Origin of the sequence: Magnetospirillum gryphiswaldense MSR-1 v2 (assembly GCF_000513295.1) — a bacterium.
In the GTDB taxonomy this organism is placed as follows: domain Bacteria; phylum Pseudomonadota; class Alphaproteobacteria; order Rhodospirillales; family Magnetospirillaceae; genus Magnetospirillum; species Magnetospirillum gryphiswaldense.
Genome location: NC_023065.1, coordinates 1415557 through 1431984 on the forward strand (window position 1 = coordinate 1415557; position 16428 = coordinate 1431984).

At 62.9% G+C, this 16428-nt stretch carries 18 protein-coding genes and 1 tRNA gene; 3 read left to right on the forward strand and 16 right to left on the reverse strand.

All coding sequences use genetic code 11. From position 1 onward, the window contains the following. Window position 1: 1 nt before the first annotated feature. Window positions 2-592: a cytochrome c oxidase subunit 3 family protein gene (locus tag MGMSRV2_RS06740; protein WP_024079610.1), complete on the reverse strand. Its 591-nt coding sequence runs from the start codon at window positions 590-592 to the stop codon at window positions 2-4. Between the two features lie 116 nt (window positions 593-708). Between MGMSRV2_RS06740 and MGMSRV2_RS06745 the strand changes: the two genes are divergently transcribed. Then, window positions 709-1086, forward strand: a complete 378-nt coding sequence (locus MGMSRV2_RS06745) for an Hpt domain-containing protein (RefSeq protein ID WP_024079611.1) — start codon at window positions 709-711, stop codon at window positions 1084-1086. Here MGMSRV2_RS06745 and msrA read toward each other — a convergent pair. Then, window positions 1047-1676 carry a peptide-methionine (S)-S-oxide reductase MsrA gene (msrA, locus tag MGMSRV2_RS06750; protein ID WP_024079612.1) on the reverse strand — a complete coding sequence of 210 codons (630 nt, stop codon included), beginning with the start codon at window positions 1674-1676 and terminating at the stop codon, window positions 1047-1049. The genes MGMSRV2_RS06745 and msrA overlap by 40 nt on opposite strands. A gap of 50 nt (window positions 1677-1726) precedes the next feature. After that, the gene (locus MGMSRV2_RS06755) at window positions 1727-4327 is read right to left on the reverse strand and encodes an ATP-binding protein (RefSeq protein ID WP_024079613.1); all 2601 of its coding nucleotides are present in this window, start codon (window positions 4325-4327) and stop codon (window positions 1727-1729) included. 152 nt (window positions 4328-4479) lie between these two features. Between MGMSRV2_RS06755 and MGMSRV2_RS06760 the strand changes: the two genes are divergently transcribed. Continuing rightward, window positions 4480-4556, forward strand: a tRNA-Met gene (locus tag MGMSRV2_RS06760). Window positions 4557-4663: 107 nt separating this feature from the next. Here MGMSRV2_RS06760 and MGMSRV2_RS06765 read toward each other — a convergent pair. After that, window positions 4664-5032 (reverse strand): PilZ domain-containing protein, encoded by a 369-nt coding sequence (locus MGMSRV2_RS06765; protein ID WP_158497741.1) that lies wholly within the window; start codon window positions 5030-5032, stop codon window positions 4664-4666. Beyond that, entirely contained in the window at window positions 5029-5214 is a 186-nt protein-coding gene (locus tag MGMSRV2_RS06770) for a hypothetical protein (RefSeq protein ID WP_024079615.1), read from the reverse strand. Before MGMSRV2_RS06770 ends, MGMSRV2_RS06765 begins: the two co-directional genes overlap by 4 nt. Window positions 5215-5517: 303 nt before the next feature. On the opposite strand from MGMSRV2_RS06770, the gene MGMSRV2_RS06775 reads away from it, so the two are divergent. After that, entirely contained in the window at window positions 5518-5772 is a 255-nt protein-coding gene (locus MGMSRV2_RS06775) for a hypothetical protein (RefSeq protein ID WP_024079616.1), read from the forward strand. A 16-nt stretch (window positions 5773-5788) separates the two neighbouring features. On the opposite strand, the gene MGMSRV2_RS06780 is transcribed toward MGMSRV2_RS06775, so the two are convergent. From MGMSRV2_RS06780 to MGMSRV2_RS06830, 11 genes are all read right to left on the reverse strand, one after another. Next, window positions 5789-8716, reverse strand: coding sequence for a methyl-accepting chemotaxis protein (locus MGMSRV2_RS06780; RefSeq protein WP_041633500.1), 2928 nt, complete (start codon window positions 8714-8716; stop codon window positions 5789-5791). Window positions 8717-8800: 84 nt separating this feature from the next. Beyond that, complete coding sequence (locus MGMSRV2_RS06785; RefSeq protein ID WP_024079618.1) at window positions 8801-9256, reverse strand: ferritin-like domain-containing protein; 456 nt, start codon at window positions 9254-9256, stop codon at window positions 8801-8803. 76 nt (window positions 9257-9332) lie between these two features. Then, window positions 9333-10415 (reverse strand): tRNA 2-thiouridine(34) synthase MnmA, encoded by a 1083-nt coding sequence (mnmA, locus tag MGMSRV2_RS06790; RefSeq protein ID WP_024079619.1) that lies wholly within the window; start codon window positions 10413-10415, stop codon window positions 9333-9335. Further along, complete coding sequence (locus tag MGMSRV2_RS06795) at window positions 10405-11112, reverse strand: DUF599 domain-containing protein (RefSeq protein WP_024079620.1); 708 nt, start codon at window positions 11110-11112, stop codon at window positions 10405-10407. The genes mnmA and MGMSRV2_RS06795 overlap by 11 nt, the downstream gene beginning before the upstream one ends. A 43-nt stretch (window positions 11113-11155) precedes the next feature. Then, window positions 11156-11350 carry a Fe-S cluster assembly protein IscX gene (iscX, locus tag MGMSRV2_RS06800; protein ID WP_024079621.1) on the reverse strand — a complete coding sequence of 65 codons (195 nt, stop codon included), beginning with the start codon at window positions 11348-11350 and terminating at the stop codon, window positions 11156-11158. After that, a complete protein-coding gene (locus tag MGMSRV2_RS06805) occupies window positions 11350-11688 on the reverse strand; it encodes a ferredoxin family 2Fe-2S iron-sulfur cluster binding protein (RefSeq protein WP_024079622.1) in 339 nt (112 codons plus the stop codon). Before MGMSRV2_RS06805 ends, iscX begins: the two co-directional genes overlap by 1 nt. 54 nt (window positions 11689-11742) lie before the next feature. Beyond that, window positions 11743-13650, reverse strand: coding sequence for a Fe-S protein assembly chaperone HscA (gene hscA, locus MGMSRV2_RS06810; RefSeq protein WP_024079623.1), 1908 nt, complete (start codon window positions 13648-13650; stop codon window positions 11743-11745). Between the two features lie 15 nt (window positions 13651-13665). Beyond that, a complete protein-coding gene (hscB, locus tag MGMSRV2_RS06815) occupies window positions 13666-14304 on the reverse strand; it encodes a Fe-S protein assembly co-chaperone HscB (RefSeq protein ID WP_024079624.1) in 639 nt (212 codons plus the stop codon). Between the two features lie 32 nt (window positions 14305-14336). After that, entirely contained in the window at window positions 14337-14675 is a 339-nt protein-coding gene (locus MGMSRV2_RS06820; protein ID WP_024079625.1) for a HesB/IscA family protein, read from the reverse strand. Between the two features lie 35 nt (window positions 14676-14710). Further along, entirely contained in the window at window positions 14711-15118 is a 408-nt protein-coding gene (iscU, locus tag MGMSRV2_RS06825; protein ID WP_024079626.1) for a Fe-S cluster assembly scaffold IscU, read from the reverse strand. Window positions 15119-15182: 64 nt separating this feature from the next. Further along, window positions 15183-16421: an IscS subfamily cysteine desulfurase gene (locus MGMSRV2_RS06830; RefSeq protein WP_024079627.1), complete on the reverse strand. Its 1239-nt coding sequence runs from the start codon at window positions 16419-16421 to the stop codon at window positions 15183-15185. Window positions 16422-16428 lie beyond the last annotated feature (7 nt).

Below are 16428 nucleotides of genomic sequence, written 5' to 3' on the forward strand. Positions count from 1 at the left end.
CTCACCGCAGCAGATAGACGATGGGAAACAGGATCAGCCAGATCAGGTCGACCATGTGCCAAAAGGCGGCCCCGGTTTCCAGATTGTCGGAAGAATTCTTCCAGCCGACGATGGCCAGCACGATCACCCCCATGATGACGTGCATGGCATGAAAGCCGGTCATCAGATAGAACAGGGTGAAGAAGGTATTGGTTTCGATGTCGATGCCCTGCGCCGCCTTGGCGGCATATTCCACCCCCTTGATGAGCAGAAAGACCAGCCCCAGGGCCCCGGCCCCGGCCAGATAGGAACGGGCGGCAAAGCCGGCGCCGGCGCTCTGACGCTGCACCGCCTTGGCCGCCAGCCAACCACTGGTCACCAACACCAAGGTGTTAAGGCCGCCCATGCGGACATCCAGCATGGCCTGACCGGCACGGAAGGTTTCCACGTCCAGCACCCGGGCGATGCCGAAGGCGACGAAAAAGGCGCCGAACACCAGCAATTCACTGATGATCAGCACCCACATGATGGGATTGCCGGGCAGGTCGGACAACGCCCCCCAGCCACCGCCATCGGCGGTACCGGAAGAGGGATCGGGGGTGGTTTCGTTCATGCGCGGACCCTAACATGCCGCCATCGTCTGCCCTTTGACGGCGGTCAAGGATGAGACTTGCGCACAGGCCGGCAAAAGGCTTAACGTGCCCCCATTACCATTAAGAGAGTACGGCCATGGGCGATGACATCCTTGATCGCGCCTATCTGACGGAAATGCGGCAGTGGGTCGGCGACGGCGTATTCGCCACCCTGATGGCCCAAGCCCATGACAACCTGCCCCCGGTCATGGCGGAAATGCTCAATGCCTGGCAACATGGCGATGGCGCCGCTTTTCTTGACCTAGCACATCGGATGAAGGGCGCGGCGTCCAGCGTCGGTTGCCGGGCCCTGTCGCTGGCGGCGCACAGCTTCATGCGCGACCCCCGCCCGGCGGAAACCGTTTCCGGCGCCGAGATCGAGGCCCTGGGTGAATTGACGCGGGCCTCGCTGAAGGCGCTTCGGGAACTGGCCGATCAGCCGCAGGAAATGCCGGTCCCGGCCAGACCGCAATAACCGTTGGGATTGCGGGCCAGATATTGCTGGTGATAGGCCTCGGCGTAGTAAAACGCCGGGGCATCGATGATTTCGGTGGTGATGGCGCCCAAGCCGGCGGCGGCCAGCTTTTCCCCATAGGCCTGACGGCTGTCCAGGGCGGTCTGGCGCATCTCGGCATTGGTCACATAAAGGCCGGACCGGTACTGAGTGCCGACATCGTTGCCTTGGCGCATGCCCTGGGTGGGGTCATGGCTTTCCCAGAACACCCGTAGCAACGCGGCCAAGGGCAGTTCTACCGGGTCGAAGACCACCTGCACCACCTCGTTATGCCCGGTCCTGCCGCTGCACACTTCTTCATAGGTGGGGTTGGGGGTGAAACCGCCGGCATAGCCCACCGCCGTCACCCACACGCCGGGCAAGGACCACAGGCGCCGTTCCGCCCCCCAAAAGCACCCCATGCCCACCAGCATGCTTTGGCAGGAAGCGGGGAAAGGCGGCAGCAAGGGCCGGCCCAGGACCAGATGACGGTCGGGCACCGGCATCACCCGGTCACGCCCAGGCAGGGCTTGGCTTGGGTCGGGCATAATGGTTTTGGCGCTGGCGAACATGGATGGCTCTGATCCGGGGGCGATAGGTCACAAATGGGCCGCGCCCCGGCTCATGACAAGTCAGTGCGGAACAAAAGCAATTGGGCCACGCCTTCGTTGATGCGCTCGTCCATGCCGGCCCCTGCGGCCATGGCCTGATCGCGATCGCCGGCCCGGGCCATGCTTTCCACCGCCTTGGCCTGGGCGGCCAGACGCTGCAAGCCCAGACTGGCGGCAATGCTTTTGATGTCGTGAGCGACATAGGCCATGGCATCGCAATCGCCCTGGCCGAAGGCCGCCGCCCAAGTGCCACGCACCTGATCGAAATGAGCCAGACCACTGTCGAGAACCTCGCCCAGCGCCTCGCGGCCGACCGCCGAGGCCAGGATATCAAGGGAATGCCGATCCAAAATCTGGTCGGCCTGACGACGAACCGCCACCCCGGTGGCGCCATGCTCCACCCCCAGCACGCGGGCCAGTTCAACGAACAAAGGCAAGGTGTCGATGGGCTTGGCCACATAGCCGTCCATGCCGGCGGCCAGGCAGCGGTTGCGGTCCTCCTTCATGGCGTTGGCGGTCATGGCGACGATGGGCACGCGACCGCGACCATCGCCCAGACCACGAATGCGGCTGGTCGCCTGCAAGCCGTCCATGCCGGGCATCTGCATGTCCATCAGCACCACGTCCCAAGCCCCGGCCATGGCATCGGCGACCATCATCACCGCCTGTTCGCCGTCTTCGGCCACCTCGACCCGGTGGCCATGACGCTCCAGCACGGCGCGGGCCACCTTCTGGTTCACCGCATTGTCCTCGGCCAACAAAATACGCAGCGGCGGCAGACGCGGCAGCGACGTGTCCATGGCCACCGCCAAGGACGGCGCGGCGCTGACCGGCAGGGTGAAGGTGAAGGTGGTGCCATAGCCCTCGACGCTGTCCACCTCGATGGAACCCCCCATCAGATTGACCAGCCGCTGGCAGATCACCAGCCCCAGGCCGGTGCCGCCGAAGCGACGATTGATGCTGGAATCCACCTGGGAAAAAGCGGCGAACAGCCGGGTCAACGCCTCGGCCGGAATGCCGATACCGGTGTCGCGCACGGCAAAGCGCAAGATCAGATCGTCGCCGTCGCGCCGCTCCACCCTCAGTTCCAGATGGACGCCGCCCATTTCGGTGAACTTGATGGCGTTACCGACCAGATTAAGCAGAACCTGACGCAGGCGGGTGGGATCGGCACGGATGACACCGGGCACCCCGGCGCCGTAATGCACGGAAATGCTCAGACCCTTTTCCTCGGCCCTGGCCCGCATCAGTTCGACCACGCCGCCGATCAGGGCCGGCAGGTCGAAGGGCAGTTCCTCGATATCCAGCTTGCCCGATTCCAGCTTGGAGAAATCCAGGATGTCGTTCAGCACCGTCATCAGCGTGTCGCCGGAACTGGTGACGATCTCCAGCCAGTCGCGCTGCTCGGCGGTCAGATCGGTATCCAGCAGCAGCCGCGCCATGACGATGATGCCGTTCATGGGGGTGCGGATTTCGTGGCTCATCATCGCCAGGAATTCCGATTTGGTGCGCGCCGCCGCTTCCGCCGCGTCCTTGGCGGCATAAAGCTCGGCCTCGTGCTTTTTGACGGCGGTGATGTCGTTGACGGCGACGAACAGCGACGGCTCGCCATCCAGTTCCAGCACGGCGGCGGTGACGCTGGCCCAGAAATTACGCCCCGACCAGGTCCGGCCCAGGGCCTCGAAATTGCGCACCACGCCGTCGCGGCCCAAGGTCTCGATCAGCCGTTCGCGGTCCTCGGGATGCTGATAGAAGGTGCCGGACGAAATGACCCCGTCATAATCGTCGGGAATGTCGAACAGCGCCCGAAACGACGAGTTGGCGTATAATACCTTGGCTTCCTTGGCCCGAGTGATGACCAAGGGCAAGGGCGTGGTTTCGATGATGGTGCGCAGACGGCGTTCATTGGCCTCGACCGCCTCGACCATGCGCTTGCGTTCGGTGATGTTCTGGGTCACGCCCACCACTTGACCCGATCGGATGGCCGACGTGACCGCCATGTGCAAGACCCGCCCATCGGGGCGCAGGGCCCGATACTCGAAATGCTCGGTGAAACCCTCGGGCCAGCCCAGTTCTTCCACATGGGCGATATGAGCCGACAGCACCGGCCAATCATCGGCATGAACATAACGCTCAATGAATTCCGACATGGGCAGGCTCATGGCTTCGGGGTGCCCCAGCAGCATGGCGCCATGTTCCCGCGACAAGTGCAGCATCATGCCGTGGTGGTCGAGCCGCCAACTGCCCATGCTGGCCAAGCCCAAGGATTGCTCGAGTTCGGATTCCAGTTGGTTCAGCCGATCCAGGGCGCGACATTGGGCGGTCAGGTCGCGGTGGATCAGCAACACCAGCCCGTCACCGCCATCATCGGCACGAATCTCGACCACGCGACCATCGGCCAGATCAAGCCGCCACTCCCCTTCGGTCTGGAACCGTCCGGTCAAGGAAAAGTAGCTGAGCCCGACCGCATCAAACGGCCAGCCGGGCACCATATGCGCCATGGCCTTGTTGGCGGCCCCGACGATGCCTGCCCGATCAACCAACACCAAGCCGTCGCGGCAATGGTGAAAGGCCTGCTCATATACACTTGCCGGCGTCGCGCCTGCCCCCATCTTCGGTCGTCCCGTTCCGCGCCTTCGATCACCCCAAGTCAACCATAGCTTGCCTGCGCACAGACGGCAAATCGACACTGCGCAAAAATGTGACGAAGGGCGCTTGACAGGATAAGAGAGAGCCTTTATACGAACGGCCTCTCGCACGGCGAGGCGGGGTAGCTCAGCTGGTTAGAGCACGGGAATCATAATCCTGGGGTCGGGGGTTCAAGTCCCTCTCCCGCTACCAAATTCAAAGCTTAGGCCGTCCTGAAAAGGACGGCCTAATGCTTTTCAGCCAAGAAAAAAGCCGCCAGATCGGCGGCTTTTTTCACAGTCCCGGTCGAGACTTTCGCCTTACTCGAACTTCAGCAGATGCGGCGGCACCCCGGTCAGGGTGCTGACATGGGCGACCACCAACCGCAACAGCGGCAAGGTCGGACGCGTGAAAGTCAGCCGAACCAGACGACCTTCCTTGCCCACCACCTCACATTCGGTCGCAATACCGGCCAGACCGCCCGAGCGGGTAAGCACCAGACGGAAGCGATCACCAATCTTGCGGTCAAGATCGCGCAGGCTGATACCCCCGGTGGAAACATCGATCACCGGCAGGCTTTGCCCCTCGAGCTCCACCACCAGACCAGCGCCGTCGTGACGGGAGTGCCGGCGACGGTCAAAGTCACCGATCTGAACGTTCTCTCGCGCGGCGAAGATATGGCGTTTCATGAACATTCTTCCTCCTCGACGCGTGACCTGGCGCCGCTCGGCAAAGCATTTCGATAATAATTACGGACCAACAGATCCGTGGTCGGCTGGATCGGCATGTCACAACCGCCGGTCTCGCCGATGGGACGCATCAGCACCGGTGAAAACGGTTCAAGAAATCGGTCGATCAAGGCGAACAGCATGGCCCAGGTCCAATTGGTCATTGGACCATTTATACCCATGGACTGTGTCAGGGGTTTGGGGCGTGATTGAATACCCGGTAAACAGGCTGAAAAATTATATTCACGAAAACCGATCCCGACAAAGCTAAGGGGTCCTTGACTTTCCCTGGCGGTCGGGCATAGAACTTCAAAGGAATTATTAACGCCTTGGCGCTATAATTACATGACGTCGCTAAACGATGTCTTCCTGCAACGTCAGGACCGAGGAAACCTCCGCTTGCTTATCCCGGCCCATGCGCCGGACGTAGGAGGTTTTGCCAGATCATGTCCCTTTCCGCTGCCGAACGTATCCATGCCTTGATCGATGGCGCCCGCCACAGTGCCACCAATGCCGGGAAACACCTGGACGTCCATGAAATTTATGTGCGGGTTCTGGTGCGCTGCGGCCTCAGTCATGCCGACGCCCATCAGATGATCGCCGATCCGGCCAATGATCCGGTCGGTCGCATCCTGCATTTCGCCGGCACGTCTCACAATTTCGCCGTCCTCGCGGTGGAAGAGGCCCTGGCCGCCACCTGAGGCCCCCTCCGCCTTTCTATCCCAGCTTCAGGGCCATGCGCACAGCCCCCCAGTGGCGGCCCTGGACGGTGATGGGCATATCCATCTCCTTGAGCACGACGAAGGTGCCGCCGCCCATGTCGCGGGCATAGGTGTGGGCCAGGGGTTTGTTGGTGCGCGCCGCCAGAATGCCGGTACGGTCGTCGAAGATCCGACGGTTGCGGCTGTTGGCGGTATTCCACAATACGTCGCCAGGACGCTGCGGCTGCGAATATTTGCGGTTATGCGCGGCGATATAGCCGTTGCGGTCGGTGATGCAGCAGAACACCACCGAAGGATCGCGCGACAGCGGCGGCTCGATCAGATCGGGGAACAGCCCTTCCACCAATTGCGTATGCTTGGCCATGACCTGGATCGGCTCGGTACCGATGATCGGGGCGTAATCCGTATCGAATAGATCGGTGATGTCGATGTTACCTGCGGCCAACGCCTGTTCCAGCTTGCCGGCGGCGGCGGCGGCAACCTGGGCGGCCATCTCCAGATAGGGACGATCCAAGGCTTCGGTCTGTTCCAGCCGTACCGCCAAGGCGTTCTTGGCCTCACGGTCGGCGGCGGGGAACTGAGCGTTGAGGCCGACGCCGTTGTCGTTGACGATGCGCGCCTCGATGGCACCGACGCCTTCGATACGCAATACGCCCTGGGTGCCCACCGGCGGGCGGCTGGCGGCACCGACAATGACCAGGAAGGCGCCCTTCAGATCAATGTCGCCGGTATAGCCCGACACCTTGGTCGAGCCGTATTCAAAGCTGAACGGCAAGGCGGCGGTGATGCGCTGCAGGCCTCGGCGATCACCGCCATAGGAGGTGCGCATGATCACATACAGGCGGCGTTGCAGCGCGGCAATGTCGCGGCTGACCATGGCCGACAATTCGTTGACGCGGGTGGCGGTATTGCCGGTGGCTTCCACCCCATCCATCATCAGCGACACGTTTTCCGCCACCGAGCGGGTATGGTCGGCGGCCTGGGCGGCACTGCCCATGATCTCGGCGGTGGCTGAACGCTGTTCGTCGGCGGCACGCGCCACCTCGCTGGCGATGGCGTCGATCTGGCGGATGACCTGAGCCACCTGCTCCACCGTTTCCACCGCCTCACGCGTGGTGCGACCGATTTCCTCGGCCTGGGTGTTGACGGTGGCGATGCCCTGCTCGGTCTGATTGGCCAGGCTTTTCACCTCTTCCGCCACCACGGCGAAGCCTTTCCCGGCTTCGCCCGCCCTTGCCGCCTCGATGGTGGCATTCAGGGCCAACATGCGGGTCTGGCCGGCGATATTCTGGATCATGGTGACCACGTCGCCGATGCGGGCGGTAGCCTCCGACAGACCGGCGACGCGGCGGCTGGCTTCATCCACGTTGACGCGGGCGCTTTCGGCCAATTGCGACGAGCTGACCACCTGCGAGCTGATCTCGCGGCTTGACGCTTCCAATTCCTCGGTGGCGCCGGCCACCGTCTGCACGTTGCCGCTGGTGGTCTGCACCGCCTCGGTGACGTGCCCGGCCATCTGCCGCAACTGGCCCGCCACGGTGGACAATTCCACCGCCCCTTCCGACAGGCGGCGGGCCTGAATGGAAATATCGCCGACGGTTTCCTGCACTTCGCCTTCCAGGGTTTCGGTCAGGTGCAGCATTTCCGACTTCAAATGCTCTTCACCGCGACGGGCGATTTCGCGGTTTTCCAACTCGCTATAGGCCAGTTTGGCCCGCATGGCCCGCAGCATGGCGTTGGGACGCTGGAAGTCGGGGATGGGCTCGGCCGGAATGGTCGAGGCCAGTTCGCCGCGAGAAATGGCGGAAAAGCTGGCTTCCATCCGCGCCAAGGGCGCCGTGGTACCGCGCAGCAGGTGACGGGCCAGGGCAATGGCCAAAATCAGGCCGACGATCATGATCGCCACGCCAATGGCGGCCTGTTCGTCAAAATCGGCATCGGCCTCTTGGTGGACCTGCTTGGCCACCTGCTCCTGCAACTGGATCAATTGGCGCAATTGGTCGTGGGAGGCGTTGAACCCCGGCTCCACCACCTTGCGGAAATGGTCCTCGAAATCGGTGACGCGGTTTTCCACCAGCGGGACGAAGGCCTGCGTCCGCAGGCTTTGCCGCATCTGGCCATAGCGCTCGGCCATGGCCTTTTCTTCCGGTGTCAGATAGGTGGCCAGATAGGCCTGCCACAGCGCCTCGGCCCGATCCATATTGGCCTTGATGCGGGTACCACCGTCGACCGTCTTGTCGAAGCGTCCGGCCACCAGGGTGCTGTCACGCAGCCGATCCTGTATTTCCCCCAATTGCGCCGCCGGCACCACCCGGTCTTCGTAAACGGTACGGACGGCTTGGTTTGAGTGCTCCATCCCCACCAGACCGACCAAAGCGGCAATCAAGGCGGTGAGGGTCAGCGCAAAGACGATTGCCGCGACCCGCCCGATCAGCGAGCGGGCGAAAGCGCCCAGCCGGGCGGCCAGACCGCTATCGACCAGACGGCCTTCATGCAGTTGCCGGCCACCCAGGCGGCCTTCGCGCATGGCGGCATAAAGCTGCTCCGCCGCCTGAATATCCTGACGAGCGGGCTTGCTGCGGATGGAAATGTAGCCGACCGCTCGACCGTCTTCCATCTCGGGCGTGACGTTGGCGCGGACCCAATAATGATCGCCGCTTTTGCAGCGGTTCTTGACCAACCCTTCCCAGGGCAAGCCGGCCTTGACCGTCTTCCACAGATCGGCGAAAGCCTCGGGCGGCATATGGGGATGGCGAACCAGATTATGCGGGGCACCAATCAACTCATCCTCGGCAAAGCCGCTGATGGCGATGAAGGCCTGATTGACGAAGGTGATGCGTCCGCCGGTATCGGTCTTCGATACCAGGACATCGCCATCGGCCATCTCGATTTCACGACCGGTGATCGGTTCGTTGACCCGCATACCCAACCCCATTCGCATTATTACTTTGGGTTAGGAATGGACGACAAACTCCCGGTGGTTGTCAATAGACATGGAGGCGGAAAATCAAGCGGCAGCGCGGGAAATCCAGCGTTTGATCGCCGCCACGTGCTCGGCCTCTTCCTCGACGAACTCGGCGGCCATGGCCTTGATCTCGGGATCGTCTGTGCCATCGAGCACACCTTGATAGAAGGCCAGTCCGTTGGTTTCGGCATCCAATGCCACGCTCAGGGCCATGGATACATCCATCTGCGGATCGGCCGCCCAGATGGCCGCCGCCTCGGGGCTTTCCAAGCGCGGCCAGGCATATTCGCCCGGAGGAATCTCCGGCAGATCATGGAAACCACCGCGCTTGCGCGCCTCTTCCAGATGCATGCGCGAATAATCGGCCATCTGGCGGAAGAAATCGGCCACCTCGGTGTTTTCAAAGCTGCCGGCAGCATCGGCCAATTCGTCGAAACGCAACGCCGCCTCTTGTTCCAGGCGGGCGGCGTAGACCAGGAATTCCTCGACCGACTTCATGACGGCTGCTCCTTTGGCGTGACGGCAAATGCACACGGAGTATAGGGCTTTGGCTCAAACAATTCCAATGAACGAATTAATCCGCCCCGACGATCCAGCCGCCGCCCAAGACCCGGTCGCCGTCATAAAATACACAGGCCTGACCGGGGGCAACCCCCTGTTCCGGCATGTCCAGCATGACCAAACCGCCGCCCTGGCCATCCAGACGCACCCGTGCCGGCATGGGCGGGCGGGTCGAGCGCACCCGCACCTGACAGACGAAATCGGCGCCGTCGCCATCGCCCAGCCAGTTGACCCCGCGCACGGTGATGCGGGACCGGCCCAAAGCCTCACGCGGACCGACCACCACCTGGGCCTTTTCCGCCTCCAGGCGGATGACGTAAAGCGGATCGCCGCCGCCCAGGCCCAGGCCTTTGCGCTGACCGATGGTGTAATGGATGATGCCCTGATGGCGGCCCAGTTCGCGCCCATCCTCCACATGGACGATGGCGCCGGGGCGGATAGCACCGGGCTTGAGGCGTTGCACCAGACCGGCATAATCGCCATCGGGGACAAAGCAGATGTCCTGGCTGTCGCGCTTGGCCGCCACCGGCAGGTTGTAACGGGCGGCGATGGCGCGGGTCTCGTCCTTGGACAGAAAACCCCCCAGGGGGAAGCGCAGGAACTCCAATTGCTCGCGCGTGGTGCTGAACAGGAAATAGCTTTGGTCGCGGCCCGGATCGGCGCCTTTCAGCATGATGGCACCGTTGGCGCCGTCCTGGCGCTGGACGTAATGGCCGGTGGCCAGGGCATCGGCGCCGAGATCGCGGGCGATGGAAAACAGATCGCGGAACTTGACGGTCTGATTGCACAACACGCACGGGATCGGGGTTTCGCCGCGAATATAGGATTCGGCGAACTTATCGACCACGTCGGCATGGAAGGTGCTTTCCATGTCCATGACGTAATGGGGGATGCCCAGCACGTCGGCGACGGTGCGGGCGTCGTGGATATCCTTGCCGGCACAGCAGGTGTTGGGCCGACACACCGCTTGGCCGTGATCGTAAAGCTGTAGCGTCACGCCGACCACGTCCCAGCCCTGTTCTTTCAACAAAGCGGCGGTGGCGGAGGAATCGACGCCCCCCGACATGGCGACGACGATGCGGCCCTTAGCGGTCATCCAAGGCCCCTTTCAGGGTTTGCAGGCTTTTCGACTTGAACTCGCGCCGATAGAGGATGGCGACGACCAGGGCGGCGGCGGCCAGGAACACCCAGGCGTTGACGAACCACATCATCATGGCCAAAGCGAAGTAATAGGCGCGCAAGCCGCGGTTGAAGGTGTTGGCGGCCAGATCCTGCAAGCGCGCCGCATGCCCAGCGAAACGGTCCTTGATGCCGGCCTCGGCCGTCGCCTCGGGAGCGGCGCCCATCAGGATGCAGCAGTAATTGAACTGGCGAAGCGCCCAGGTGAACTGGAAGAAGGTGTAGACGAATACCCCGGCCAGCAGCAGAACCTTCATCTCAAAGGATTCCAGCGTCGCCTGCGGGGCGAAGGGCATGTCGCGATAGACCTGATAGCCGTGCTCACCCGCCCCCATCAGCGCCACCAGACCGCCCAGGATCAGGATGGAAGCCGAGGCGAAGAACGATACCGCCCGCATCAGGTTGCCCATCAGCGAGGTGTCGGAAATACGGTTGTCGCGGTCGCACATGGAGCGCATCCAGCTTTCGCGGTGCGCCGCCATCACCGCCGACAGCGTGCGTTCGCGCAATTTGCGGTGTTCGGCCAACAGCGTATAGCCCACCCACAACGCCACGAAGACGGCGAAGGCGGCGATATCGATGACCGGAATACCCTGAATGCTGGTGGTTATCATGGCTGCCTCGAAAGCCGAAGGGGCCTTACGGCCCCTTGCAACTTCAATCCCGCTCGTCGATCCAGGCCATCTGAATGGCCTCCAGGATCTTCTCGTTGGATTTCTGCGGATCGTCGTCGAAATCGGCCAAGGCGCAGACCCAGGCATGCAGGTCGGTATAGCGCAAATTGACGTTGTCGGCGTCAGGATGCGTTTCTTCCAGCGCGATGGCGATATCGAGGATATCGGTCCACTTCATTACTTCTTGTCCACGCTCATGTTGCGAGTGGCGGCGGGCACGGTGACCACCAGGCCGTCCAGTTCCTGCTTCATGATGATCTGGCAGCCCAGACGCGAGGTCGAGGTCAGGCCGAAAGCCAGATCCAGCATGTCTTCCTCGTCTTCCTCGGCGGCGGCCAAGCGCTCGTACCAGTCGGGATCGACGACGATGTGACAGGTGGAACAGGCCAGCGAACCTTCGCAGGCGCCTTCCAGGTCGATCTTGTTGCGATGGGCGATTTCCAGAACCGACAAGCCTTCGGGGGCCTCGACCTCGTTGCGGCTGCCGTCGGCGGTGATGAACGTCATCTTGGGCATCTGTCCTGCCTTCCTACTCTCTTTTGGTCCCTGCCGTGGCGGAACGTTCGGTGATTATTCGGCGCCCCCCAGGGCGTCATCGAGGCGTTCCACCGACACGCCGGCCAGCGCCTGACGGATGCCGCGGTCCATGCGCTTTTCAGCGAAGGACTTGGTGGCTTCCTCCAGATGCTCGACGGCGACGGTGACGGCATCGCGGTCGATACCCGCGCATGCCTGTTCGACAGCCTCGACGGCAGCATCGATAGCCTGTCGCTCGTCAACAGACAAGAGGTCGTGATCGACTCCGAGGGCGGATTTTACCGCCAGCACCGAACGACGGGCCTCGACCACCGCTTCGGTCAGCAACCTTTGCGCCATGTCGTCCTTGGCGTGAACCAGGGAATCGCGCAGCATGGTGGCCATTTCATCGTCGGACAGGCCGTAAGACGGCTTGACCGCCACGTGCTGTTCCACCCCGGTGGTCATTTCCTGCGCCGACACCGTCAGCAGACCGTCGGCGTCCACCTGGAAGGTGACGCGGATGCGCGCCGCCCCGGCGGCCATGGGCGGAATGCCGCGCAGCACGAAGCGGGCCAGCGACCGGCATTGGTCGACCATCTCGCGCTCGCCTTGGACCACATGGATGGACATGGCCGACTGGCCGTCCTGATAGGTGGTGAATTCCTGGGCCATGGCCACCGGAATCGGGGTATTGCGCGGAATGACCTTCTCGACGATGCCGCCCATGGTCTCGATGCCGAGCGACAGCGGCGTCACGTCCAACAGCAAGGTGTCGGAGCCACGGGTCAGCGCCTCGGCCTGCAACGCCGCGCCAACGGCCACCACCTCGTCCGGGTTGATGTCGGAAAGCGGCTGCCGCCCGAAGAACTCGGACACCCGCCGGCGCACCAAGGGCATGCGGGTGGACCCGCCCACCAAAACCACGCCCTGGATATCGCCCACTTCGATGCCGGCGTCTTCGACCACGCCCCGGCAAATCTCGATGGTGCGCTCGACGAAGGGTTCGGCCAGCTTTTCCAACTGGGCCTTGGTCAGCTTGTGGCGGCTGGCGATGCCGTCCAGCTCGATCATCCATTCGCCCTCGGCCCGACCGGTCAGGCATTCCTTGGCGACGCGGGCGGTCATCAGCGCCTGCTTGACCTCGCCGGCGGTGATGGCGGCCCCGGCGGCGCGCTCGGACAGGAAATGTTCGGCCACCGCATGGTCGATGTCGTCGCCGCCCAACACGGCGTCGCCGCCGGTGGCCTTGACCTGGAACACGCCCTTTTCCATCTTCAGGATGGAAATGTCGAAGGTGCCACCGCCCAGATCGTAGACGGCGTACAGCCCTTCCACCGAATTGTCCAAACCGTAAGCCAAGGCGGCGGCGGTCGGTTCGTTGACCAGACGCAGCACCTCGATATCGGCCAGACGGGCGGCATCCTTGGTGGCGGTGCGCGCCGCGTCGTCGAAATAGGCCGGCACGGTGATGACGGCGCGGGTGACGCTTTTGCCCAGCATGGCCTGTTCGGCCCGCTCCTTGATGGCCATCAGGATATGGGCGGAAATGGCCACCGGCGTCAGGGTGCGCCCGGCCACACGCAGGCGGACCATGCCGCCCTCGGGCGGGACCACCACTTCGTAAGGCAGGGTGCCGGCCAGGGATTTGACGTCCTCCAGACCACGGCCCATCAGCCGCTTGATCGACGACACCACATGGTCGGGGCTTTCCAGGATGGCCTGACGGGCCAACGCGCCCACTTCGACCGAACCGTCGTCCTTGTAATGGACCACCGACGGGATCAGCGCCTTGCCGTCTTCGCCGCGCAACACCTCGACCTCGGAATCGAAGGAAAAGGCCACCACCGAATTGGTGGTGCCCAGATCAATGCCAACGGCCAGCCCGCTTTCGGATTCATGGGGGACCGGAGTTTCCCCCGGCTCATGCAATTGCAGCAGGACAAGACCGTCATCGATCATGGGAAAATCCTTTCGTCAGCGCAGGGCCCGCGTCATGCGGGTCTTCTTGGTGCGAGCCTCTTCAGCCAGCTTGGCCAGATATTTGAGGCGGATGGTCAGATGACCGGCTTCGTCCAGATCGCCGGCGTTGAACGCCGCCGAGATATGGCATTGGCAGGCGATGACCTCGGAATCGGCATCCGCCGACAGCTTGGTGATGACCTCCACCGAATCGGCATCGGCGATGGCCTCGCGCTTTTCCATCTGCTCCATCAGCAGCATGGGGTCGTTGATAGTGCCGCAGGCGGTCAGATCGACCTTGCGGCCCTTCAAATCCAGCAGATAGGCGGCGCGCTTCAGCGGCTCTTTCAGGGTTTCATAGGCTTCGTTCAGACTGGTCGCCTGGGATTGCGACAGGGCGCGCTCCTTCGGCGACTTGGCGGCGAAGCGGTCCGGATGCAGCCGGCGCTGAAAGCCGAAATACTGCTTTTCCAGCAAATCCTGGTCGATATCGAAGGTGGGCTGCATGCCCAGGCGGGAAAAATGATCGATGGCCCCCGGCCCTTGCACCGCCCCGCAGACGGAACAGAACAACGCGCGGGTGGCCACCGGTCCCTTGCAGGACCAGCACGGCACCACGGCGGCAGCGGCGGCGTTGGCAACGCTGGCGGTCATTGCTCCCCCTTCCGGCATGTTACGACAAGTCCTCAGACATGGAACGATTCGCCGCAGCCGCAGCGGCCTTTTTCGTTGGGATTGCGGAAGACGAAACCCGATTGCATCTTTTCTTCCACCCAGTCCATCTCGGTGCCGAAGATGAACATGGCCGCCTTGGGGTCGATCAGCACGGTGATGCCGCCTTGTTCGACCACTTCATCGAAGGGCGACTTCTCGTCGGCGTATTCCAGCGTGTACTGCATGCCCGAGCAGCCCTTGGAGCGCACGCCGATGCGGATACCCGCCGACGGCTTGCCGCGCTTGTCCAGCATGGCCCGCACCCGCTGGGCGGCGCTTTCGGTGATGGTGATGGGGGCTTTCATTTCCATGACCAATCCCTCTCTTTCGTCAAGCGGTGCCGGCCTCAGCCGGCAGCCTTTTCGTCTTCGGTCTGGCCGGACTTGGACTTGTAATCCTTGATGGCCGCCTTGATAGCATCCTCGGCCAGAACCGAACAATGGATCTTGACCGGCGGCAACGCCAGTTCATTGGCGATATCGGTGTTCTTGATCGCCGCCGCTTCGTCCAAAGTCTTGCCCTTGACCCATTCGGTCACCAGGGACGACGAGGCGATGGCCGAGCCGCAGCCGAAGGTCTTGAACTTGGCATCCTCGATGATGCCTTCGGGGCTGACCTTGATCTGCAGCTTCATGACATCGCCGCAGGCAGGCGCACCCACCAGGCCGGTGCCGACATCGGTGGAATCCTTGTCCATGGAGCCGACATTGCGCGGGTGTTCGTAGTGGTCGACGACCTTGTCGCTGTAAGCCATGTGTTCCTCCAAACTTGGGGCCGGGCGATACCGGCCCCCGGTATCTTTCATATATGGTGACGGATCAGTGTTCAGCCCACTGGATCGATTTGATATCGACGCCTTCCAGGTGCATGTCCCAAAGCGGCGACAGCGACCGCAGATGCTCGACCGCCTTGACCGTGTGGTCGATGGCGTAATCGATCTCGGCTTCGGTGGTGAAACGGCCCAGGCCGAAGCGCAGGGAGGTATGGGCCATCTCGGCGTCCAGGCCCAGGGCGCGCAGCACATAGGACGGTTCCAGCGAGGCCGAGGTGCAGGCCGAACCCGACGACACCGCCAGATCCTTGACCCCCATCATCAGCCCCTCGCCCTCGACGAAGGCGAAGGAGATGTTGATGTTGCCGGCAACGCGGCTGTCCAGGTCGCCGTTGACGTAGATTTCCGGCAGACGCGCCTTCAGGCCGTTCAGCAGACGGTCGCGCAGGCCATGCAGGCGCTCGGTCTCGGCCGCCATTTCCGCCTTGGCGATGGCGCAGGCCTCGCCCAGGCCGACGCACAGGGGCGTGGCCAAGGTGCCCGAGCGCATGCCGCGTTCCTGACCGCCGCCATTGATCATGGGGACGATGCGCACGCGCGGACGGCGACGCACGAACAGGGCGCCGACGCCCTTGGGGCCATAGATCTTGTGGCCGGAAATGCTCATCAGGTCGATGTTCATGGCGTTCACGTCCAGCGGGATCTTACCCACCGCCTGGGCGCAATCGGTGTGGAAGAACGCGCCTTTCTTGCGGCACAGGGCGCCGATCGCGGCCAGGGGCTGGATGACGCCGATCTCGTTGTTGACGCCCATCACCGAAACGATGGCGGTCTTGTCGGTGACCACCGCTTCCAGCTCAGCCATGTCGATCAGGCCGTTGGCCTTAACCGGCAGATAGGTGACCTTGAAGCCTTCCTGTTCCAGGTGGCGGCAGGTGTCGAGCACGCATTTGTGCTCGGTGACCACGGTGACGATGTGGTCGCGCTTGTCCTTGTAGAAATGCGCCACGCCCTTGATGGCCAGATTGTTGGATTCGGTGGCGCCCGAGGTGAAGATGATTTCCTTGGCATCGGCACCGATGATGGCGGCGATCTGTTCGCGCGCCACTTCCACCGCCTCTTCCGCTTCCCAGCCATAGGCGTGGTTGCGCGAGTGGGGATTGCCGAATTTCTCGGTGAAATAGGGCAGCATCTTATCGACCACGCGCGGATCGCACGGCGTGGTGGCCTGATAGTCGAGATAGATCGGCTGTCCTTGGCGCCGGCCGATGGCAGAAGTGGTCATCGCTTCA